Source organism: Streptomyces sp. NPDC020898 (assembly GCF_044333925.1).
Classification (GTDB): Bacteria; Actinomycetota; Actinomycetes; order Streptomycetales; family Streptomycetaceae; genus Streptomyces.
The window spans coordinates 468,226-489,786 of the sequence record NZ_JBIRRV010000004.1 but is presented as its reverse complement, the minus strand read 5'-3'; the positions used below and the strand labels follow the sequence as shown (position 1 = coordinate 489,786).

General features: G+C 70.8%; 21 protein-coding genes and 2 pseudogenes. 12 read left to right on the top strand and 11 right to left on the bottom strand.

Annotated elements, in window-relative coordinates; genetic code table 11:
• Positions 1-15: 15 nt before the first annotated feature.
• The 4 genes from ACH4TV_RS16620 to ACH4TV_RS16605 all read left to right on the top strand — a co-directional run bounded on the left by ACH4TV_RS16620 (position 16) and on the right by ACH4TV_RS16605 (position 4,381).
• Positions 16-204: a hypothetical protein gene (locus ACH4TV_RS16620; RefSeq protein WP_398398551.1), complete on the top strand. Its 189-nt coding sequence runs from the start codon at positions 16-18 to the stop codon at positions 202-204.
• 276 nt (positions 205-480) lie between these two features.
• The gene (locus ACH4TV_RS16615) at positions 481-717 is read left to right on the top strand and encodes a hypothetical protein (RefSeq protein ID WP_398398549.1); all 237 of its coding nucleotides are present in this window, start codon (positions 481-483) and stop codon (positions 715-717) included.
• A 135-nt stretch (positions 718-852) separates the two neighbouring features.
• A complete protein-coding gene (locus ACH4TV_RS16610) occupies positions 853-3,108 on the top strand; it encodes an MMPL family transporter (protein WP_398398547.1) in 2,256 nt (751 codons plus the stop codon).
• 295 nt (positions 3,109-3,403) lie between these two features.
• The gene (locus ACH4TV_RS16605) at positions 3,404-4,381 is read left to right on the top strand and encodes an SGNH/GDSL hydrolase family protein (RefSeq protein ID WP_398398545.1); all 978 of its coding nucleotides are present in this window, start codon (positions 3,404-3,406) and stop codon (positions 4,379-4,381) included.
• A 182-nt stretch (positions 4,382-4,563) separates the two neighbouring features.
• Here the strand turns inward: ACH4TV_RS16605 and ACH4TV_RS16600 are convergent.
• Positions 4,564-4,779: pseudogene (locus ACH4TV_RS16600) on the bottom strand (hypothetical protein); the annotation flags it as partial.
• Between the two features lie 62 nt (positions 4,780-4,841).
• On the opposite strand from ACH4TV_RS16600, the pseudogene ACH4TV_RS16595 reads away from it, so the two are divergent.
• Both ACH4TV_RS16595 and ACH4TV_RS16590 read left to right on the top strand, forming a co-directional pair.
• Positions 4,842-5,138 (top strand): annotated as a pseudogene (locus ACH4TV_RS16595) (YceI family protein); the annotation flags it as partial.
• A gap of 170 nt (positions 5,139-5,308) precedes the next feature.
• Positions 5,309-6,037: a hypothetical protein gene (locus tag ACH4TV_RS16590; RefSeq protein WP_398398543.1), complete on the top strand. Its 729-nt coding sequence runs from the start codon at positions 5,309-5,311 to the stop codon at positions 6,035-6,037.
• A 106-nt stretch (positions 6,038-6,143) separates the two neighbouring features.
• On the opposite strand, the gene ACH4TV_RS16585 is transcribed toward ACH4TV_RS16590, so the two are convergent.
• Both ACH4TV_RS16585 and ACH4TV_RS16580 read right to left on the bottom strand, forming a co-directional pair.
• Positions 6,144-6,545 carry a hypothetical protein gene (locus ACH4TV_RS16585; protein WP_398398541.1) on the bottom strand — a complete coding sequence of 134 codons (402 nt, stop codon included), beginning with the start codon at positions 6,543-6,545 and terminating at the stop codon, positions 6,144-6,146.
• Positions 6,499-6,978, bottom strand: a complete 480-nt coding sequence (locus tag ACH4TV_RS16580; protein ID WP_398398538.1) for a hypothetical protein — start codon at positions 6,976-6,978, stop codon at positions 6,499-6,501. The genes ACH4TV_RS16585 and ACH4TV_RS16580 overlap by 47 nt, the downstream gene beginning before the upstream one ends.
• 182 nt (positions 6,979-7,160) lie before the next feature.
• On the opposite strand from ACH4TV_RS16580, the gene ACH4TV_RS16575 reads away from it, so the two are divergent.
• A complete protein-coding gene (locus ACH4TV_RS16575) occupies positions 7,161-7,724 on the top strand; it encodes a YdeI family protein (RefSeq protein ID WP_398398536.1) in 564 nt (187 codons plus the stop codon).
• A gap of 50 nt (positions 7,725-7,774) precedes the next feature.
• Positions 7,775-8,263, top strand: a complete 489-nt coding sequence (locus ACH4TV_RS16570) for a hypothetical protein (RefSeq protein ID WP_398398535.1) — start codon at positions 7,775-7,777, stop codon at positions 8,261-8,263.
• 70 nt (positions 8,264-8,333) lie between these two features.
• Here ACH4TV_RS16570 and ACH4TV_RS16565 read toward each other — a convergent pair whose 3' ends face one another.
• Positions 8,334-9,008, bottom strand: a complete 675-nt coding sequence (locus ACH4TV_RS16565) for a hypothetical protein (RefSeq protein ID WP_398398533.1) — start codon at positions 9,006-9,008, stop codon at positions 8,334-8,336.
• 210 nt (positions 9,009-9,218) lie between these two features.
• Between ACH4TV_RS16565 and ACH4TV_RS16560 the strand changes: the two genes are divergently transcribed.
• The gene (locus ACH4TV_RS16560) at positions 9,219-9,455 is read left to right on the top strand and encodes a hypothetical protein (protein WP_398398531.1); all 237 of its coding nucleotides are present in this window, start codon (positions 9,219-9,221) and stop codon (positions 9,453-9,455) included.
• A 20-nt stretch (positions 9,456-9,475) separates the two neighbouring features.
• On the opposite strand, the gene ACH4TV_RS16555 is transcribed toward ACH4TV_RS16560, so the two are convergent.
• Positions 9,476-10,396, bottom strand: coding sequence for an NAD(P)-dependent oxidoreductase (locus tag ACH4TV_RS16555; RefSeq protein ID WP_398398529.1), 921 nt, complete (start codon positions 10,394-10,396; stop codon positions 9,476-9,478).
• Positions 10,397-10,491: 95 nt separating this feature from the next.
• On the opposite strand from ACH4TV_RS16555, the gene ACH4TV_RS16550 reads away from it, so the two are divergent.
• Positions 10,492-13,611 carry a beta-N-acetylglucosaminidase domain-containing protein gene (locus ACH4TV_RS16550; protein WP_398398527.1) on the top strand — a complete coding sequence of 1,040 codons (3,120 nt, stop codon included), beginning with the start codon at positions 10,492-10,494 and terminating at the stop codon, positions 13,609-13,611.
• Between the two features lie 163 nt (positions 13,612-13,774).
• Here ACH4TV_RS16550 and ACH4TV_RS16545 read toward each other — a convergent pair whose 3' ends face one another.
• The 5 genes from ACH4TV_RS16545 to ACH4TV_RS16525 form a co-directional block, all read right to left on the bottom strand.
• Positions 13,775-14,062: an SCO5918 family protein gene (locus ACH4TV_RS16545; RefSeq protein ID WP_398398525.1), complete on the bottom strand. Its 288-nt coding sequence runs from the start codon at positions 14,060-14,062 to the stop codon at positions 13,775-13,777.
• 133 nt (positions 14,063-14,195) lie between these two features.
• A complete protein-coding gene (locus ACH4TV_RS16540; protein ID WP_398398523.1) occupies positions 14,196-15,770 on the bottom strand; it encodes a DEAD/DEAH box helicase in 1,575 nt (524 codons plus the stop codon).
• 299 nt (positions 15,771-16,069) lie between these two features.
• Complete coding sequence (locus ACH4TV_RS16535) at positions 16,070-16,273, bottom strand: cold-shock protein (protein WP_006373337.1); 204 nt, start codon at positions 16,271-16,273, stop codon at positions 16,070-16,072.
• Positions 16,274-16,509: 236 nt separating this feature from the next.
• The gene (locus ACH4TV_RS16530) at positions 16,510-17,085 is read right to left on the bottom strand and encodes a GNAT family N-acetyltransferase (protein WP_398398521.1); all 576 of its coding nucleotides are present in this window, start codon (positions 17,083-17,085) and stop codon (positions 16,510-16,512) included.
• A 40-nt stretch (positions 17,086-17,125) separates the two neighbouring features.
• The gene (locus ACH4TV_RS16525) at positions 17,126-17,332 is read right to left on the bottom strand and encodes a hypothetical protein (protein WP_398398519.1); all 207 of its coding nucleotides are present in this window, start codon (positions 17,330-17,332) and stop codon (positions 17,126-17,128) included.
• Positions 17,333-17,622: 290 nt separating this feature from the next.
• On the opposite strand from ACH4TV_RS16525, the gene ACH4TV_RS16520 reads away from it, so the two are divergent.
• A complete protein-coding gene (locus ACH4TV_RS16520) occupies positions 17,623-18,294 on the top strand; it encodes a DUF4142 domain-containing protein (RefSeq protein WP_398398846.1) in 672 nt (223 codons plus the stop codon).
• A gap of 187 nt (positions 18,295-18,481) precedes the next feature.
• On the opposite strand, the gene ACH4TV_RS16515 is transcribed toward ACH4TV_RS16520, so the two are convergent.
• A complete protein-coding gene (locus ACH4TV_RS16515) occupies positions 18,482-20,158 on the bottom strand; it encodes a glycoside hydrolase family 13 protein (RefSeq protein ID WP_398398845.1) in 1,677 nt (558 codons plus the stop codon).
• Between the two features lie 332 nt (positions 20,159-20,490).
• On the opposite strand from ACH4TV_RS16515, the gene ACH4TV_RS16510 reads away from it, so the two are divergent.
• A complete protein-coding gene (locus tag ACH4TV_RS16510) occupies positions 20,491-21,450 on the top strand; it encodes an LAETG motif-containing sortase-dependent surface protein (protein ID WP_398398517.1) in 960 nt (319 codons plus the stop codon).
• The last annotated feature ends 111 nt before the right edge of the window (positions 21,451-21,561 follow it).

Below are 21,561 nucleotides of genomic sequence, written 5' to 3'. Positions count from 1 at the left end.
AGGGGAGACAGCCGCTTGAGCAGGAGGCGTTACGTCGCCCGGGGCGTGCCCGGCGGTTACCGGATCTGGGACAACCGGGGCCGCCGCTGGTGGGGCGACCTGTACGAGCTGTGCCCCGACGACCTGCTGACCGAACTCAACGGGGCGGCGGACCCCGACCGGATCACCGCGCTGCTCAAGAGGTACCGGGCGCTGAAGCGGTAGAGCGAACGCGGGCACCGGGCTCCTCGGGACCCCCACGACATCACCGACGGCGGCCGGTCCGTCGTACAGCCCCCGCACGGGCCGTACGACGGGCCGGCCCTTTCGTATGTCACGCCCGGGCCGCGCGGAAAAGGTGTAGCGGGCTACACCCCGGGTTCGGGAGATCACTCCCTCGTGGCGGAGAGGCGTTCCCGGGATCGTTGATCTCGGAAGCAAACGGCTCCCCCACCTGCTCCTCACCTGGCACTTTGCCTGGCTCGCCTGGAAGGAAACCCCATGAAGTCCCTGCTCGCCTCCAAGCCGGTCCTCTGGTTCCTGTTCCTGTTCAACCTCGTCGTCGCGGCGGTCGCGCCGTTCGTCGTCGACGGTACGCAGGGCGTCATGACCGGTGTCGGCATGGGGGTCGTCTCGCTCGGCGCCGGCGTCAGCCTGTTCAAGAACCGCGGGCGGCAGCAGGAGCGGCAGGCACAGGGACAGGGACAGGGACACGGGTCACGCCGGCAGCGGGCCTGACCACCCCCCGCCAGCCCCACCTCCTTCCCCCACCTCCTTCCCCCACCTCCTTCCCCCACTTCCTTCCCCCCTCCCCCCAACTCCCCTTCCCCCACTCCCCTCTGCCCGTACCGCAGACCTTGGAGATCCCAGCCCGTGGCTACTTTCCTCTACAAGCTCGGCCGTCTGGCCTTCCGCCGACGGTGGACCTTCACTCTTCTCTGGGTGGCCGTGCTGGCCGCCGTCGGCTTCGGTGCCGCGTCGGCGCCCGCCGCGCCCGACGACCAGAACAGCATGCCCGGCATCGAGTCCCAGAAGGCGTTCGACCTCATGGAGGCGCGCTTCCCGGGGACCGCCGCCGACGGGGCCGGCGCCCGGATCGTGTTCATCGCGCCGGGCGGTGAGAAGATCACCGCCACCGAGAACCGCGCAGTGATCCAGAAGCTCGTGACGGACGCCGGCAAGGGTGACCAGGTCGCCTCCGCCGTGAGCCCCTTCCAGGCGCAGGCAGTGAGCAAGGACGGGACGACCGCGTACGCCACCGTCACCTTCAAGGCCAAGGCCGCCGACCTCACCGACGCCAGCAAGAAGTCCCTCGAAACCGCCATCGACACGGCCCGGGACTCCGGGATGACCGTCGAGGTCGGCGGGGACGCGCTCGCCACCCAGCCGTCGGCGGGCGGTGCGGCCGAGGCGATCGGTATCGCGATCGCCGCCCTCGTACTCCTCATCACCTTCGGCTCGATGGCCGCCGCCGGACTTCCGCTGCTGACCGCCATCCTCGGCGTCGGCATCAGCATGGCCGGGATCATGGCGCTGGCCAGCACGTTCGGTCTGTCGGAGACGACCGGCACGCTCGCCACCATGCTGGGCCTGGCCTGCGGAATCGACTACGCCCTGTTCATCGTCTCCCGCTACCGGGAGGAGCGGAGCAAGGGCCACGCCCCGCAGGAAGCCGCCGCCCTCGCCACCGGTACCGCCGGTTCGGCGGTCGTCTTCGCCGGTCTCACCGTCGTCATCGCCCTCGCCGGACTGTCTGTCGTAGGCATCCCGATGCTGACGAAGATGGGGCTCGCCGCAGCCGGCGCGGTCGTCGTCGGTGTGCTGATCGCCCTCACGCTCGTCCCGGCGGTCCTCGGCTTCTGGCCGAACAAGGTCCTCTCCCGCCGGATGCGCAAGCGCGGCCACGCCAAGGAGGACACCCACAACAACGGCGGCAGCCGCTGGGCCCGCTTCGTCCTGCGCCGCCCGGTCCCCGTGCTCCTCGCCGCCGTCGCCGGACTCGGCACCCTGGCGATACCCGTGATGGACCTCCAGTTGGGCATGCCCGGCGACGAGGCCAAGCCCACCTCCACCACCGAGCGCCGTGCCTACGACGCCCTCGCCGACGGCTTCGGCCCCGGCTTCAACGGTCCGCTGGCGATCGTCGTGGACGCCAAGGGGGCGAGCGACCCCAAGGCCGCGGTCGCCGCCATCGAGAAGAAGATCGCCGCCACGGACGGAGTCGTCTCCGTCTCCCCCGCCCAGTTCAACACCGCCGGCGACACGGCGATCTTCTCCGCGGTCCCGGCCACCTCGCCCACCGACGAGAAGACAAAGACCCTCGTCAAGACGATCAGGTCGGAACGTCCGGCCACTGAGGGGTCGACCGGCGCCGAGTTCGAGGTCACCGGCACCACCGCCCTCAACATCGACGTCGCCGAGAAGACCCAGGGCGCGCTGATCCCGTACCTGATCGTGGTCGTGGGCCTGGCGATCCTGCTCCTGCTCCTGGTCTTCCGCTCGATCCTGGTGCCACTGAAGGCGGCCCTCGGCTTCCTCCTCTCGGTACTGGCGGCGCTCGGTTCCGTCATCGCGGTCTTCCAGTGGGGCTGGGGCGCGGAGCTCCTCGGCGTCGAGACGACCGGTCCGATCATGAGCCTGATGCCGATCTTCCTGGTGGGCATCGTCTTCGGACTGGCCATGGACTACGAGGTGTTCCTGGTCGCCCGGATGCGGGAGGCGTACGTCCACGGGGACGATCCCCAGCAGGCGATCGTGACCGGGTTCCGGTACAGCGCCCGGGTCGTCGTCGCCGCCGCGCTGATCATGATGGCCGTCTTCTCCGGGTTCATCGGAGCCGGCGCTTCCATGATCAAGATGATCGGCTTCGGGCTCGCCATCGCGGTCCTGTTCGACGCCTTCATCGTCCGCATGGCCCTGGTCCCCGCCATCCTGGCCCTGCTCGGCAAGGCCGCCTGGTGGATGCCCCGCTGGCTCGACCGGATCCTGCCCAAGGTCGACGTGGAGGGCGAGGCGCTCACGCACCGCTCCACCCCGACGGCGACGGGTTCGACCCCGGCACCGGTCCCCGCCCCCACCCCGTCCCCGGTCCTCGTACCCGACCGGGACAACCACTCCGACCGGTACTGACCCCCAGACCGGGGCCGCCTCCGTAGCAGGAGGCGGCCCCAGCGCCGGACCCGTGGGGACGGGGAACGGCGCACGTCCCGGGGCCGGCGACGGACAACTCCCCCCGTCCGCCGCCGGCCCCGAGGACACCGACACGTCAGCAGCAAGAGCACTGCAAGAGACACCGCAAGAGGCACAACACCGCCTGTGCCACCGCTCATCGGCCCGCAGCCGCAGTCCACGGCCCGCCGACAAGACAGACCACACCGCACCGCACCGCACCGGACCACTGAGACGGAAGCAGGACGACACCCCGATGAAGACCTCCACGATGGCAGGGCTGGCCACTCTGGCGGCAGGCGGCGTATTCCTCGCCGGGATATCCCTCGGCACGAACAACGACAACGACGGCAGCGGAAACGGAAGCAACGGCAGGACCCCGGTCGCCGCCACCCCCCAGAAGGCCCCGGCGAACGGCCCGTACGTGGCCCTCGGCGACTCCTACACCTCCGGCCCGAACATCCCCTCCCAGGCCACCGCCCCCGCGGGCTGCGACCGTTCCGACCGCAACTATCCCTCCCTGGTGGCCGAGCAACTGAACCTGACCGGCGCCGACTTCCGCGACATGAGCTGCACCGGCGCCACCATCGCGGACCTCACCTCCCCCCAGTCCACCGACAACGGCGTCAACCGCGCCCAGCTCTCCGCCCTGTCGGCCGCGACCCGCCTCGTCACGATCGGCATCGGCGGCAACGACATCGGCTTCAGCTCGCTGATCAAGCAGTGCGTGAAGTCGGGCGTCCTCCACTACGCGATGGGCAGCGGCAAGTACTCGGCCGTGGCCGCACCCTGCCGCGAGGAGTACGACTCAGGTGCTACGGACGAGATACAACTCAGGATCGACAAGGCGGGCACCCGCCTCGCCACCGCACTGGCGGAGGTGAAGCGCAGGGCCCCGCAGGCCGAGGTGTACGTCGTCGGCTACCCGGCGATCCTGCCGCCGAAGGCGGGCAACTGCGGCCGCGAGATGGGCCTCGCCCCCGCCGACGTGCCCTTCCTCCACAAGGAGGCGCAGTCCCTCAACACCACCCTGCGCGAACGGGCGTCGGCGGCCGGTGCGGTGTACGTCGACACGTACAAGCCCTCCGTCGGCCGCGACGCCTGCTCGGACCGTACGACCCGCTGGATCGAACCGATGATCCCGCTCGCCCCGGCCGCCCCGGTCCACCCCAACGCCCGAGGCGAACGCGGCATGGCGGACGCCGTACTGAACGCCCTCGGCACTCCCGAGTAAGAGCAACCAAGAGGAAGAGGAAAGGGAACCACGGAGCTGAGGCGGGGTCCTGCTGTGCGCTCGCGGAGGTACGGCCGCGAGCACACAGCAGGACCCCGCCTCAGCTTCAGCGGGAGTCGGAGTTTCAGAAGCATCGCCATGCCGACCCCACCCGCGGCCACCACGGACACGAGTGCCATCGAAGAGCCGTTCTGGTGAAGGGAGTTGACGGCATGAGCTGTCAGCCGTGCCCCCGCGGCCCCGTACGGCTCGCCGAGCGCGATCGACCCGCCCCGGGTGGTGAACCGGGCCGGGTCGACGTCGAGTTCGGCACGGTAGGCGAGCAACTGGGCAACGAAGGGCTCGTTCCCGGTCAGGACGTCGACGGAGTCGAGGGTGCGGCCCGCGCGGGCGAGCACCCGCAGGGTCGCCGCCACGGGAGCCGGACCCTCGATCTCGGGCGACCCGGCGCTGACAGCCGTACACCTCGACAGGGCTCACCCCGGCGGCCCCCGACCGCTGGACGGTCCACGGCGACCTGACCCTGGCCGGCGTCGTACGGCCCGTCGACCTCGACCTCACCTACCTGCGCACGGGTCCTGACCCGTGGGGCGGCGTACGGGCGGCGTTCCGCGCGACGACGGAACTGCGGCGCGAGGACTTCGCGATGAACTACAACCAGGTGGTACGGGCGGGGATCGCGGCGGTGGGGGCGACCCTGAAGGTGGAGCTGGATGTACAGGCGGTACAGGGGGGCGAGGCACTGGGCCTCCCCTGACAGCCGAATGGTGCCGGAGCACGCACCACTGCGGCACTCCAGCCAAAAACACTGGTCAGGGCGGTGACGGAGAGAGCACAGGGGGTTACTGCCGCCCTGGGAGCGGTTGCGGCCCGAGCTGCGGGTTCTCACCGTGGGCCCAAAGAGAGCAGCTCTCGAAAGGACTGCGCATGCGCGCCCTCGTATCCCGTTCCGGCTCAGGCTTCGGCCCCCGCTCCCGCGGGCTTCTCCTCCCGTCGTCCGTCGTCTGCGCCGCGCTGATATTCGGCCCGGTCGGTACGGCCGTCGCCGTCACCGACGCGACCCGGGACGCCTACGCCTCCGTCGGCGCCGACTCGTCGTGGTCCTCCGCCTACTCGGACCGTGTCCTGAACCGCATCGGCGCCCTCGAACGCGCCGACCGCACGAACGTCCTCACCCCCGTCCTGAACGTCCTGACCGACCTCACCGAACAGACAGGCACCGGCCGCCTGACCGCGGCCCAGGCGGCCGGCTTCGCCAAGGCGGTCGAAACGGCGAACGTCTCGCTCAAGCAGCGCCTGGCGGAACGCACCGGCACGACGACCAGGTCCGTCGCGGCCATGGCCCTGGCCGACCCGATCTCGGACCTCCTGGCCCAGCTCCAGGCGACCCTCAGCGGCCTCCTCGACACGGTGACCGGCCTCGTCGGCGGCCTCCTGGGCACGGTGACCGGCCTGGTAGGCGGCCTCCTCGACACCCTGGGCAACCTGCTCGGCGGCGTCCTGGGCAGCTTGCCTCCCCTGCCGGTGGAAGTGCCTCCGATCGCCCTGCCGCCCCTGGAACTGCCGCCCCTGGAGCTACCAGCGGCCGAGCTACCGGCGGCCGAGCTACCGGCGGCCGAGCTGCCGGCGGCACTGCCTGCCCCGGTCACTCCGTAGCCCGGTCACTCCGCCCCGCCCCTGCCTGATCGGCGGCAGGGGCGGGGCGAGCCGGTTCGCGCCCGGCCCTGCAATTCCGCGACAACCGTGCGCGCTTCAGCGTCAGTCACCGGCGGTCAGTGGCGCGCGGATGTCCCGTCCCCGCGAAGGCGATCCAGCAGGTGTCATGGGCGGTGTCCAGGAGATACCAGACGCGACCGCCGCCGGTCACCTCGATCTGCCACTGCTCACAGGTCCGCCCCCGGTGGGTGCCGTGGGCGAGAGTGCCCCTCAGCCGGTGGTACCGGGGCGTCTCGACGGTCGGCCGGGGATCCGTACGCATGACGACCCAGGCCCGGTACGTGTTCTCCCGGGCCTGCTGAGCCAGGTTCTCCCGGCCCTTGGCCGACGCCCCGTCCGCGAACCGGACCTCCCAGTGGCCCCCGGCGCCGACGGCGCGGCACGGTCTCCGCGCCCCGCGCTCACACGACGTCCCGCGGGTCCGGAACCGGACCGTAGTCCTCGTCATGGTCCCTGGTCAGCGCGGCCAGCAGCACCGGGTCGGAGTGCACCTCCGCCGTGTGCTGCCAGGCGATGAGCATCTGCGCGACGGACGCGCTGTTGCCGACGGAGTCGGCGGCCCGCATGGTGTCGACCAGTTCGACGGCAAAGGCATGCACGTCGGGCTCGGGCAGAAAGCCGACCCAGGGAAAAGCCTCCGGCAGTATGTTCAGGAGCAGCTCCATCCTGCCGGGCTCCCGGCGCGCCAACGCGGCCAGCATCCGAGAGGCCGCCGACACCACGGTCTGGTCCTGCTCCGCCCGAGCGGCGGTGGTGAGGACCAGGTCCTCCCCGTCCCTACGGTGCAGCAGCAGCCGGGGCGACTCCTTGAGCCGGGCGAGCGTCTGCTTGTTCTTGTTCACCAGCTCGGAGAAGTTCACGGCACCGTTCTCGATGGCCATGACTTTGAAAGTACTTCGAAACTCCACCCACCGCCATGACCAGCCTCCGCCACCACCCGAAAGAGTCACCGCTGCCGACACCCGGGACGGACAGGACCTGGCCCTCACCACCGCCACTCAATCAAGGCATCCGCACCCGCTGCACCGGCCGAATGTGATTCGCTGCCGAGGTGACCCAGGACATGGAGACCCTCGTATTCGAATCCGCCCCGGCATTCGAGGCATGGCTCGGCGAGAACCATGCCCTCTCGCCCGGTATCTGGCTGAAGCTTCGCAAGAAGACCCCCGGAACCGTCGCGCTGGACTACGCCCAGGCGCTCGACGTGGCGCTCTGCTACGGCTGGATAGACGGCCAGAAGGCCAAGTTCGACGACCAGTGGTGGCTCCAGCGGTTCACCCCGCGCAGACCGCGGAGCAAGTGGTCCAAGATCAACCGGAACAAGGTGGCCGCCCTGACCGAACAGGGCCGGATGCGTCCCCCCGGGCAGGCCGAGGTCGACCGCGCCAAGGCGGACGGCCGCTGGGAGGCGGCCTACGACAGCTCGACGACCGCCACGGTGCCGGACGACCTGACGGCGGCCCTGACCGCCGACCCCGCCGCGTCGGCGTTCTTCGAAACCCTGGACCGCCAGAACCGCTACGCGATCCTGCACCGCCTCCAGGACGCCAAGAAGCCGGAGACCCGGGCCCGCCGGATCGAGAAGTACGTGGCGATGCTGGCGAAGGGCGAGAAGCTGTACCCGTAGTCGCCCAGAGGAAGACGAGGGCTGTCGCTGCGTGCCGGAGGATGGTGCCCATGCACGCCCCCTTCGACCGCCCCGAGCCCCGTCGCGTCCCGCCGGGCGCGTACCCCATGTGGGACCGGGCTCTCGCCCTCCTCAACCGGGACCTGGCGGCGACCCTCCCCGAACAGGAACCCCTGCGACTGCTGGCCCTTCCGCCCTACGAGGCGGACGAGCCGGAGAACGTCTACGTCGCTCTGGCCAACGGCGAGTGGCACGGCAACCACCTGTACCCGGACTCGCTCGACGACCCTGCCTCCGCACTGGCGGTCGTTGCCGACGCCGCGCAGGAGACCGTCATCGAGCGACTGTGGCAGGCGTGGCCCGTGTGTGCCGAGCATGGCCTGGGCATGCATCCGCGGGATGCGGACGGACAGTTGTCCTGGTGGTGCGCGGGAGAACGGTTGCGTCGCGGCCCGGCCCATTTCCGCACGGCCGTGGGCGCGCTCGACACCCTCGTCCGCCCACGTCGCCCCAACCGCAAGAGGCGGCGGGCGAGTTGATGTCGCATCGGTCGCGCCGGGGAGACTCCGCATGGGCGTCCGACGGCCAGGACGTCCGCTCCGCCCCCCGTCAGGACCGCAGCTTGGGCAGCATCGCCCGGACGGTCTCCGCCATGGCCGGCCAGGCCTCCGTGATCTGCTGACCCGTCAGGGCGTTCAAGCTCTGCACCTGGACCTCGCACTCCAGGTTGCTGTCCCGGACCACCAGCCGGAGGTCGTTGAGGAACGCCGTGGTCTCCTTGACGTTCTCGTAGCGGAAGGCGGCTTCCCCAAGACCCGATACCTGCACCACCGCGCCTCCGGCTTCCTTCGGCGCCGAGGACAGTGCGTACTTGTGCAGCTTGATCGCGGTGGCCACGTCCTTCCACGCCGTGCAGTAGACGGTGGAACGGCCATCTGCCAACTTCTCGGCCATCCGGAAGCCCTGCAGGCAGGCGGAGCCGCTGCCCATCGCGGGATCGGCGCCGGTCTGCTTCCCCTTCGGCGGACCGTCCGTCGGCGCGACGGCGGCAGTCAGCGGGCCGAAGTCGACCTTCGGGCAGAGGTCCGTCGGCGGGCGGTAGTCGCCCGGCCCGTTCGTCGGCGCGGCCGGCGCGGCAGACGCCGTCTGCCGCCTGCCTCCAGCGTCGGCTGCCGCCTTCCCGTCGTCCCCGCCGCCGCACCCGGCCAGTGAGCCGAGGACGAGCAGCGCGCCCGTGCCCCATCCCGCCGTACGAATACCTGTGCCTCTTCGAGACAACCCCACGTTCTCTCCCCCTCAGAGCCGGCCCGTCTACGACCAATGGCTCCACGAGCTTCGCAAGGCGCACCCCCGAATCCATCAGGGAAAGTACGTAATCCTCTACGCAGACAACGGAACGCGTCACTCACCCGGACGGCCCTCGCCGGTGGCGCCCCCGGGCAGAGGTTGCTGGCCTGGAACCCGATCCCCGCGCCACCACCAAGGGAGTGCCGCATGCCCGGAAAGAACGAGAAGGATCCTGCGCCAGGGAACCTCACCGAGACCTTCGCCTTCGCCTGTCTCGACTGCGGCACCGCCTGGAGCCGCACCTTCGAGGTCGTCCTCCTCCCCGACCCGGCCGGCTTTCTCAACCCCCTGGAGTACGTCGACGAGGACGGCCGCGCCATGCGCTCCCCCCTGACGGACGCGGTCTGCGGCACCTGCGGAAGCCGCAAGGTACGCATCGGCTGACCGACGCCCAGCAGCCCCGCCTACTTCTCTCCCTCCTTCTCCTCGAAGGAGGCGAAGTACGCCGCCGCCATGTCCTCGTCCCCGTGCCCCTGCTCCTCGGCCCGCCTGAACCGCTCGGCGCTCGCGGCGGCCACGTCCAGCCGTACGCCGTGCCGCTCGCCCGCCTCGACGATCAGCCGGGCGTCCTTCGCGGCCGTGGACACCGCGAAACTCGCCGGAGTCAGCTTGTCGCCCAGGATCAGGCCCGCCTTGGCACGCAGGTAGCCCATGTCGAGCGGACCGCCCTCGATCGCGTCGAAGAAGCTCTGCGGGTCCACGCCGAGGGCCTGGGCCAGGGCCAGCACCTCGCCGGTCGCGCTGGTGGCGGCCAGCACCCAGCTGTTGGCGACGAGCTTGAGCCGCGTGGCGCTGCCGGCGCCGCCGTCCTCGCCGGTCCACACCGTACGGGCGCCGACCGCGTCGAAGACGGGCACGACGGCCGCCCGGTGCTCGACGGGCCCGGCGGCCAGCACGAGCAGTTGCCCGGCCTCGGCGGGCTGCCGGGTCCCCAGCACGGGCGCGTCGAAGAAGACGAGCCCCAACTCCGCTCCCAGCGCGCCCAGTTCACCGATCGCGTCCACCCCGGCGGTCGTCGACTGCACCCACGCGGCCCCCGGCCGGAGCCCGGGCGCGGCGTCGCGCAACACCTCCCGGACGGCGTGACCGTCGTACAGCATCGTCAGGACGACATCCGCGCCGCGCACGGCGTCGGCGGGCGTGTCGGAGACCTGGACACCGTTCTCGGCGGCCAGCGGCTCGGCCTTGGCGCGGGTCCGGTTCCAGGCCCGGACGGTGTGCCCGGACCGGGCGAGGTTACGGGCCATGGCGGCACCCATGATGCCGGTGCCGAGGACGGCGACGGTGAGGGCGGACGTGTCGGTCTCGGTGTCGGTGTCGGTCATGAAGTCAGTAAAGCAAGCGGAGGGGGTCTTGCCTGCTGGTGAATCCATCCACCAATATTCGGCACGATGGATAAAATATTGAACCGGAGCCGGCCGTGACCCCGGCACTGAAGTCAGCGAGCGGCCTCCTGGTCGCACTGGCCCTCTGCGTGCTGGGCACCGCCCCGGCCCCCGCCGTAGCAGCGACCCCCCGTTCCACCACTACCCCCGCTGCTGCCACCCCCATCCCCCACATCTGGCCGACCCCCCAGCAACTGAGACCCGGCCACGGCACCCAACCGGTCCCGAAGCGGGTCGTCGAGGTCGTCGGCCCCGCCACCGACCCCGCCGCGCGCGCCCTCGTCGAACGCGTCCTCCGCGACGCCGGCGCCCGCACCATCCACACGGTCACGGCGGGCCGCCCGATACCCCCCGCCGCCCTCACCGTCTACGTCGGCGGCCCCACCGAGAACCCGGCGACGGCAAAGGCGCTGAAGCACCTGAACGCCGCACCCCCCACCCAACTCCCCTCCGGGGGCTACACGTTGGCCACCGGCAGCGGCCTCGTCGCCCTGTCCGGGGTCGACACGACGGGCACCTTCTACGCGGCCCAGACCCTCCGCCAGCTCATCACCCGCACGTCCGTCCCCACCGCGACCGTCCGCGACTGGCCGGCGACCGCCCTGCGCGGAGTGATCGAGGGCTTCTACGGCGCCCCCTGGTCCCAGAGCACCCGCCTCTCCCAACTCGACTTCTACGGCCGTACGAAGCAGAACGTGTACGTCTACTCCCCCAAGGACGACCCGTATCTGCGCGCGAACTGGCGCGACGACTACCCGCCCGCCCAACTGGCCACCCTCAAACAACTGGTCGACCGCGCCGCCGAGAACCACGTCCGCTTCACCTACGCCCTCTCCCCCGGACTGTCGGTCTGCTACTCCTCGACCGCCGACGTCAGTGCCCTGGTCGCCAAGTTCGAGTCGCTGTACGCGATCGGGGTGCGCTCGTTCGCCGTACCGCTGGACGACATCAGCTACACGAAGTGGAACTGCCCCGCCGACGAGCAGGAGTTCGGCACCGGAGGCGGAGCGGCCGGCACCGCACAGGCAGCCCTCCTCAACAACGTCGTCAAGGACTTCGTCGAGGCACATGACGACGTGACCCCTTTGGAGATGGTCCCGACCGAGTACTCCGACCTCGCCGACTCCCCGTACAAGACCGCGCTGCGCGACAAGCTGGACCCGTCGGTCGTCGTGGAGTGGACCGGCGTCGGCGTGATCGCGCCGACGATCAGCACCGAACAGGCCCGCCAGGCAAAGGAGTTGTTCGGTCACCCCATCCTCATCTGGGACAACTACCCGGTGAACGACTACACCACCAGCCGTCTCCTCCTCGGCCCGTACACCGGCCGCGAGCCAGGAGTCGCCGCCCAGGTCACCGGCATCACCGCCAACCCGATGGTCCAGGCGGAGGCCAGCAAACTCGCCCTGTTCACCTCGGCGTCCTACGCCTGGAACCCCACGGCGTACGACCCCCGGGCAGCCTTCCTGGCCTCGGTGAAGGACTTCGCCTCCGGCGCCCCCACGGCCACCGCCACCTCCCTCCGGATCTTCGCGGAGAACAACTACTCCTCCCTCCTCGACGCCACCGAGTCCCCGACCCTGACCCCCCTCCTCAAGGCGTTCACGACCGCATACGAAACCGGCGAGGGGCTGGAGAAAGCAGCCGACGCCCTCGCCTCCTACTTCAAGGCGATGGCCGCCGCCCCCGCCGACCTCCGCGCCCACCTACCCAACTCCGGCTTCCTGACGGAGACTTCGGCCTGGCTCGACAAGCTGGGCGCATACGGAACGGCAGGCGACACGGCCGTACAACTGATGCTCGCGCAGGCGAACGAGGACACGGACGCCGTGTCGACCCTCTACGCCCGCCTCCAGTCCCAGCGCAAGCAACTCGACTCGGTACCGCAGCAGATCGCCCCCGGCGTGCTGGACCGTTTCCTGTTCGACGCGACCTTGCGAGCCGCCCCCGACCCGGGCCCCGACGCCTCCTTCACCCCGACGTCACTGTCCCTGGCCCCCGGCGGGAGCACCACAGCAACGCTCACCATCGCCGACAACCGTTCCACCGCACCCACCACAACAACCTGGAAGATCACGGCACTTGACGGCCTGGCCGTCACCCCGTCCTCCGGCACGGTCACCGTCCCGGCCGGCGGCAAGGCCACCGAGACGCTGACCTTCACGGCGGCGAGCGGGGCGGGAGCGGGCGCAAGGTCGGCCGTCGTCACCGGAGATGGGCTCGTCAGCCGGGCGATTCCCGTGCAGATAACCGGAGTTGATGGCAGCACCCGTGCCCTCACCGCCAACTTCAGCGGTGCGTCGGTCAGTTCGGTGGACCTGGGCTCCGGGGCGTCGACGGAGATCCCCGTCGGCAACAACCCGGGGGAGGTCGTGGTCAGTTCGGACGGCCGTACCGCCTATGCGGCGAACCAGGGTTCGGACACAGTGAGCGTCATCGACGTCGGCACGGCGAAGGTCACGGCGACCGTGGCGGTCGGCGACGTACCGGCGGGGCTCGCCCTCACGCCCGACGGCCGGACCCTCTGGGTCGCGGACTACTCCGACGACGCGGTCCAGCCGATCGACCTCGCCACCGGCACGGCGGGCGCGAAGATCCCGGTGGGCGACGGGCCGGAGAACATGGCGATCACCCCGGACGGCACCACCCTGTACGTGGCGAACATCCACGACAGCACGGTGAGCCCGGTGAACCTGGCAACGGGCGTGGCGGGGACGGCGATCCGCGTCGGGCCGAACCCGTTCAACGTGGTCGCGGCGCCCGACGGCCGGACGGTGTACGTGTCCAACTCCGGCGGCTCGACGGTCACTCCCATCGACACCGCCACGAACGACACCCGCCCGACCTTCCTGGTCACCGGCCAGGCGTACGGCCTCGCCGTCTCCCCCGACGGCAGGACCCTCTGGGTCAGCGCGAGCAACGGCAGCACCGTCACCCCGCTCGACACGGTGACCGGCGCTCCGGGCACCCCGGTCACCGTCGGCCGCTCCGCGTTCGACGTCACCTTCGACTGGAACGGCTCCACCGCGTACGTCACGACGGCCGACGCCGGCACACTCGTACCGGTGACAACGGCGACGGGCACGGTCGGTACGCCCCTGAAAACGGGCGCGTATCCGCTGGCCGCGACGGTGACGGGGGTGCCGGTCGACTAATTCCAACGGTTCACCCGCGCCCCTGCCTGTAGGGGCGCGGGGAACTGCGCGAACAACCCCAACGCACCTGCAGCCAACACACCGCCCTACTCAAGGGGCGCGGGGAACTGCGCAAAAAACCACAACGCACCGGCAGCCAACACACCGCCCAACCAGCGGAGCGCTACTGCATTTCGGCCCACGGGTCGATGACCGCCGGACGGGCCGGGGCCTGCGCGGCGACCGGACGGCAGGTGAAGCCGAGGCGGGTGAGCGCCGCGACCATCTCCTTCTCCGTGAAGTCACGCCGGTCGAGGCGCGTGATGACCGCACCGACCTGCTTCACGGGGTAGTCCACGCCACCGATGACGACGGCCGCACTGGTGAGGGGCTCGGGAGCCACCCCGTCCATCTTGTGCTCGACCTCGCTCATGATCAGGTCGAACGGGAATCGGGCGATCACACAACGCATTGGTGCCTCCGCGGGTCAGAGAAGGGTCCGAGCCAGTGGTTCTGGGGCCAGTCGGCTGTTCTGGGGCCAGTTGATACGGGGCCGGTCGGCCTGACACCGGCCGGCTGGGGTGAAACGGGGGCTGGAGCTGGGGTCAGCTGCCCTGACGTGCGTCGGAACCCGGTCGCCGGGTCCGGGGTGCCCGGCGCCGGCGGCTGCGTGGCTCGCCGGCGGCATCCGGTTCCGTACGGGCGGAGGTGCTCCCACCCGACGTACGCGGCGGCTTGGCACCGCCACCGGTCGGACGCGACGCCTTCTTGGCGCTGCCGCCCGCCGTACGGGCTCCGGCGGCGCCACCCGCGGTGCGGCCCTTGGCGGCGCCACCACCACCGGACGTACGCGCCGTGGCCGTACCACCTTCGGTGGCTCCACGGCGTGACCGCGAGCCCCCACCGGCACCTGTACCGGCACCGGACCGGGATCGCGAGGACCTGGACCGGCCGGAGCCGTCGCCCTTCGGGGCGGCCGGCGGGGTCGGGGCCGGGGTCGGGAGGACCACCGGTATCCCCGAGGGAGTACGGGCGCCGGTGATGCGAGTGAGTTCGGCACCGCCGGGGGAGACCTTGGCCGTGTTCGGGTTGACGCCCGCGGCCTTCGTCAGGGTCCGCATCTCGCGGCGCTGCTCGGGCAGGACCAGGGTGACCACGCTGCCGGAGGCACCGGCGCGGGCCGTACGGCCGCCGCGGTGGAGGTAGTCCTTGGCACCGCCGGGCGGGTCCACGTTGACGACCAGGTCGAGGTCGTCGATGTGGATGCCACGGGCGGCGACGTCGGACGCGACCAGCACGGTGACCTCGCCGGTCTTGAACTGGGCGAGCGTACGCGTGCGTTGGGGCTGCGAACGGCCGCCGTGCAGGGCTCCCGCACGGACACCGCTCTTCAGCAGGTGCTTGGTGAGGCGGTCGACGCTGCGCCGGGTGTCCATGAACATGAGGACGCGTCCGTCACGGGCGGCGATCTCGGTGGCGACCGTCTTCTTGTCGACGTCGTCGACGTAGAGCACGTGGTGCTCCATCGTGGTGACGGCGCCGGCGTGCGGGTCGGTCTGGTGCACCACGGGCTCGTGCAGGTAGCGGCGGGCGAGCCGACCGACGTCCGCGTCGAGCGTGGCGGAGAACAGCATGCGCTGGCCCTTGCGGGGCACCAGGTCGAGCAGCCGCGTGACCTGCGGCAGGAAGCCCATGTCGACCATCTGGTCGGCCTCGTCGAGGACGGTGATGGCGACGCGGTCGAGGCGGCAGTCACCGCGGTCGACGAGGTCGCGGAGCCGGCCGGGCGTCGCGATGACGACCTCGGTGCCGGCGGCCAGCGCACGGGCCTGACGGGCGATGGGCAGCCCGCCGACGATCGTGGTCATCCGCAGTTCCAGCGCGCGGGCGTGCGGGGTGAGCGCGTCCACGACCTGCTGGGCGAGCTCACGGGTGGGTACGAGGACGAGTGCCAGCGGGCGTCCCGCCTCGGAGCGCTGTCCGGCGATCCGGGCCAGCAGTGCCAGGCCGAAGGCCAGGGTCTTGCCCGAGCCGGTCTGACCGCGGCCCATGACGTCAAGGCCTGCGAGGGAGTCCGGCAGCGTGGCCGACTGGATGGGGAAAGGGACGGTGATGCCCTCGACGGTGAGGGAGGCCAGCAGCGAGGGCGGCAGGCCCAGGTCGGCGAACGACCGGTTCATGCAGAACCTTCCTCAATGCGGCACGTCGACGGTTTCACGGCATCGCACAGCGCCCGCCGCGACAGCGGCAGTACGCAGGGCAAAAAAAGGGGGCCGTGGGGACGGGCCGAAAGGAAACGAGCGGTGAAGGGGGGTTACCCCAAGAACCAAGAACCAAAGATCCAGGGACGGGCTACCGGTGTCCGGTGCGGAATCGTCCCGAAAAAAACTGTGAGCCGGGGCCCACACCCCTAGGTGCGGGCCCCGGCCACAATCACGTGGTGTGCCGATCCACTAGTGGATCGCCAGGTTCACGCGGATCAGGCGGGGAGGATGTTCTCCGCCTGCGGGCCCTTCTGACCCTGCGTGACGTCGAACGTCACCTTCTGGCCCTCGTGGAGCTCACGGAAGCCCTGGGTGGCGATGTTCGAGTAGTGGGCGAAGACGTCAGCGCCGCCGCCGTCCTGCTCGATGAAGCCGAAGCCCTTTTCCGCGTTGAACCACTTCACGGTACCGGTGGCCATGTCAAATCTCCTTGGGGCATGCTCGGAGATCCGCACCGTGCGGATCTCGCGTCGCCGCAATGATTGCCCCGCCGGAACTAACACCGGAAATCTTTGGGAACCACAACTGCAACTGAAAACGACGGTAGCACAGAACGCGCCCCCGGGGAGCTGCGGCAATGTCACACGTCCGGCGGGAATAGCCGCTCCGGGCCGAAGATCGCGGGGAGCGCCCCGAGAGCGGCCGACGTCAGGCGTCAGACGTTCCGGTGCCGTACGTGCACATGGCCGTCGTGAGGGAAGGCGGGCGGTGCCGCCGGCAGAACGCGGTCGAGGTCGTACCGGCTCTTCTGGGCGACCCGGCACGAGGCCACGTTGTCCTCCTGGTGCAGGAGTTCGATGCGCTGGAGGCCGTCGGGACCGGGGGTGCCGAACGTGTCGAAGGCCCAGGTCGTGAGCGCTTCCAGGGTGCGCGGGGCCACTCCCCGGCCGCGGGCGTGCGCGGCGGTCCAGTAGCCCACCTCGGCCGACCGTCTGCCGGGGGCGACGCCCTTGAGGACCACGTGACCGACCAACATGCCTTCTTTCGCGCCGAGTTGATCCTCGACGGCCGCGAAGGCGAACCGGTCACCGGCCTCCCAGTGGCGCTGCTGGGCGCGGATCCAGCGCAGCCCGTCCTCGTCGTTCGCCACTGAGTGACCCGTCCAGCGGCTTAGTGCGGGATCCCGGCACGCCTCGACCAGCGCGGCGACGTCCTGGGGGCGCCAGGGGCGGAGGCGGAGGGCGGGAGCGGTGGGTGTCGCGGGCGCGTGCAGGACGACGGGGGCGCTCATCGGCCGGCGTCCCGGGCAGGCGGGCGCAGGGGCTCCGTCGTCACGAGCCGTCCGAGCCGCCCGAGTCGCCCTGCTGTCCCGACGACTGCTTCGAACGGGTCGACAAGCTGCGCAGCACCTCGCCCGCCGCCAGTACGACGTAGGCCACCCCGCGCGCCCAGCGCGGCCCGCCCCGGGACGCCCACACGACACAGACGCACCCTCCGACGACCAGCGCGAGGATGACGCTCAGTACGAGTATGTCCACGTTCTTCCCCCTCCTGCTTCTGCGGGCCCTTCGGCCCTGGTCCGCGACATCCTGGCAGCCCGTGGGGGCGGATCGCCTCAGCCGCAGGTCACAGTGCCCTTTCGTACGGACCTTCAGTACCGGCGGCACGGCAATGGCCACCGGCCCCATGACGCACCCTTTACGCAGGCCATACGGAGACCAGAGGTTCCGGCCGCCCCCGAAGCCGTACTCCCTCCCGACGGGCCGGAACCGGCCCTGCGACAGGAGGCACGGTGCGCTTCACCCGGAACCCGACCGGCACCCTCTTGGTGGGCGGCGCGTTGAGCCTGACCCTCGCCGCGCTCGTCTACCCCGCCATGCTCGGCATCCAGAACGTGTCCACCTCGCCCTCGCGGATCGTCGCGCAGACGTCGTCCGGGCCGCTCACGGAGGCGGACCGGGACTTCGTCGTCAAGGTGCGGGCGGCAGGGCTGTGGGAGTACCCGGTCGGGCAGATGGCGATACAGAAGGGGACCTCGAACGCGGTCGTCACCGCCGGGCAGCATCTCGTCGCCGGGCACGCGGCCCTCGACGCGACCGTACGGCGGATCGCTCCGCAGCTCGGGGTCACCATCCCCAACCTGCCCAGTCCGCAGCAGCAGGGGTTCGTCTCGACGTTGAGCGCGGACAGCGGGCAGCAGTTCGACAGCGACTTCGCGAACATCCTGCGCATCACGCACGGGCAGATCTTCACCACCGTCGCCAAGATCCGGTCCACGACCAGGAACACACTGGTGCGCGCCCTGGCCGACCAGGCCAACACCACCGTCCTGGACCACATCTCGGTCATGGAGAAGACGGGACTCGTCAATTTCGACCAGGTGCTCTTCCAGGAGACCGCGCCCCCGAAACTGCCCGCCACCGACGTGACCCCACCGGCCCCCGCGCCCAACGCCCCGCTCGTCGTCCTCACCCCACCGCCGTCCGCTCCGCAGGGTTGACGCGGTCGTCGGCTGCGGGTGCGTTGGGGCTGGTCGCGCAGTTCCCCGCGCCCCTGAGATGCGCGGCTTCGCCGCGCACTCAAGCGACGCAGGAAGCGCGCCCTGAAACGGCGCACGGAGTGCGCCGTCAAGGGGCGCGGGGAACTGCGCGACCAGCCACGACGCACCCGCGGGGTGAGTACGCCCTCTAACGTCCGAGCCAGACCGTCGTGTCCGGACCCAGGCGTCCGTCCGGCTCCAGGGGCGCGCTGCTCAACAGGACTTCCCTGGGCGGCAGTTGAACCGGCGCGTCCGACAGGTTCGTCACGCAGCGCCAGTCGTCCGTCCGGGCGAAGTCGAGGACGTCCGGGGCGGACGCCGCCGCCCACGTCAGGTCCTCGCCCTCGATCAGGCGGCGGCGCAGACCCAGGGCCGCGCGGTACAGCTCCAGGGTCGAGCCCTCCACCCCGTCCTGTGCCTCGACGGCGTACGCCTCGAAGCCCGCCGGCTGCGGCAGCCAGGCAGCGCCCGGGCCGAAGCCGTACGACGGTCCGGTCGTCGTCCACGGCAGCGGTACCCGGCAGCCGTCGCGGCCCTTGCTCGCGTGGGCCGTCTGTTCCCAGATCGGGTCCTGGAGGGCCTCGGCAGGCAGGTCAGCCACCTCGGGGAGGCCCAGTTCCTCGCCCTGGTAGACGTACGACGAACCCGGCAGCGCCAGCATCAGGAGGGTGGCCGCGCGGGCCCGGCGCAGGCCGGTCGCCTCGGTGACCAGCGGGTCCGTACCGTCCGACAGGAGCCAGGCGTTCAGGTCGGTGCCCGGGGGGAGGGCCAGGCGGGAGGCGTGGCGTACGACGTCGTGGTTGGAGAGGACCCAGGTCGCCGAGGCGCCCGCCGAACGGGCCGTGGCGAGGGAGTCCGTGATGACCTGCCTCAAGTCATCGGCGTCCCAATTCGCCTGCAAGTACTCGAAGTTGAAGGCCTGGCCGAGTTCGTCCGGGCGGGCGTACAGGGCGCGGCGGGCGCCCGGGACCCAGGCCTCGGCGACCGCCATACGGGGCGGGGTGTAGGCGTCGAGGATCTTGCGCCAGTCGCGGTAGATCTCGTGGACCTCGTCGCGGTCGAAGAAGGGGTGCGTGCCCGGCGGGAGCAGGGCGAGGGCCTGCTCGCCGCTGAGTTCCGGGGCGCCGAGGTCGCGCAGGGGCGGGGTCAGGTCCTTCGTGAGGGCGTGGGCGACGTCGATGCGGAAACCGTCGACGCCCCGGTCCGACCAGAAGCGGAGCGTGGTGCGGAAGTCGGCGCGGATCTCCTCGTTGTCCCAGTTGAGGTCGGGCTGTTCGGGCGTGAACAGGTGCAGGTACCACTGGCCCTCGGACGTCTGGCCCTCGTCCACCCGTTTCCACGCGCTGCCGCCGAACACCGACTGCCAGTCCGTGGGCGGGAGTTCACCGTACGTACCCCTGCCGTCACGGAAGACGTAGCGGTCGCGGGCCGGGGAGCCGGGGGCCGAGCGCAGGGCCTCCTCGAACCACACGTGCCGGCGTGAGGTGTGATTGGGGACGATGTCGACCATGACCTTGAGGGCGAGGCGGTGCGCCTCGGCGACCATGGCGTCGAAGTCGTCGAGGGTGCCGAGGCGGGGGTCGACGTCGCGGTAGTCGCCGACGTCGTAGCCGCCGTCGGCGAGTTCGGAAGGGTAGAAGGGGCTGAGCCAGAGGGCGTCCACGCCCAGCGCGGCCAGGTGCGTCAGGCGCTGGGTGATGCCCTTCAGGTCGCCCAGTCCGTCGCCGTCGGCGTCGGCGAAGCTGCGCGGATACACCTGGTAGAAGACGGCCTGACGCCACCAGTCGGGGTCTCGGGAGGAAAGGTCGAGCAGTTGCTTCTGCATCGGTTCGGACACTCGGTGGCTCCTTCACGTTCACATCGACGGGCGACAAGGCCAACTCTGTCCAATTCGCCGGGAACGTGAACGCACGCGCCCCCGGAACGCCTCGTTCCCTGTGTGGTGGAATCGTGATGATCCACTAACCTCCTTTGCGTTTCCCCAGGTTGACACTCCGGTCCGCAAGATCCACGATGTGCAAACGCTGTGGCGCATATGACCAATGGGCCCGGTGTTCCTGAAACCACACTCCACACCACTCCCCCGGTACGGCCCGGCCGCATCGCGCTGCCCTCCCGCCGTACCCGGGTTCTCGCTCACGCGAAGATGGGATCCGTATGTCCATAGGGAGACGTGTCACCGCGCTGCGCCTGCTGGGGACGGGCGCCGCCGCGCTCGCCCTCTGCGCGGCCTCCGCCTCGGGGGCCTGGGCCACCGGGACGCCCGGCGGTGACGGCTGGGGCGCCAAGACCGGCGGCTACAAGCCCGGCACCGGCGCGGGCACGAAGACCGAGACCGACCGCTGTCAGTTCTCCCTCGACGGGGCGAACTACTACGACTCGGTCCGCGTCGACGACCAGAACCTCAAGCCCGGCGAGGACGGCAAGGTCCACGTCAAGGTGCGCACCGCCGGTGACGCCACCACCTGCACCGCCTCCCTCGCGTCCTACCTCGCCCACGGCGCCACCTTCGCCACCTCGGGCGAGCAGGTCTTCGTCGACTTCGACACCGTCACGGTGAAGCAGGGCGAGACCGACTCCCTCGACATCGCGGTGCCCGACGCGGGCTGCTTCGCGCAGATCGACCTCTACCGCGGCAAGGTCAAGTTCGACGGCAAGCTCGACGCCAACGACGGCTTCGAGCACGGCGAGCTGCCCAAGGGCCCGGACCGTCCGGTCATCAAGGACAAGCTGATCGCGGCCTGGAACGGCGGTACGAAGGACTGCACCGTCACGCCGCCGCCCGTCTCCGAGACTCCGGGCACCCCGACCCCGACGCCGACACCGCCGGCCGAGGAGACCCCGGGCACCGGCACCCCGACTCCCTCCGAGCCCGTCTCCGAGACGACCCCGCCCGCCTCCGAGACGCCGTCGACGCCGACGCCGTCCGAGTCGGTCCCGGAGTCCACCCCGCCGGCCACGCCGACGACCCCGGAGGGCACCCAGCCGCCGCTGGCCGAGACCGGCGGCAGCAGCGCCACCGGCCCGATCGCGGGCGGCGCCGCCGCGCTGCTGATCGCCGGTGCGGCGATCGTGGTCGTGACGCAGCGACGCAAGTCCGCCCGCGCCGGTTCGTGAACACGGACACAGGCACGGTCAGCGCCATGGTCGTCGTCATGATCATGGTCATGAACAGGGCCTGACGCACGAACAGGGCCTGACGTACGTACGCCCCGGTTCCGCTCCTCG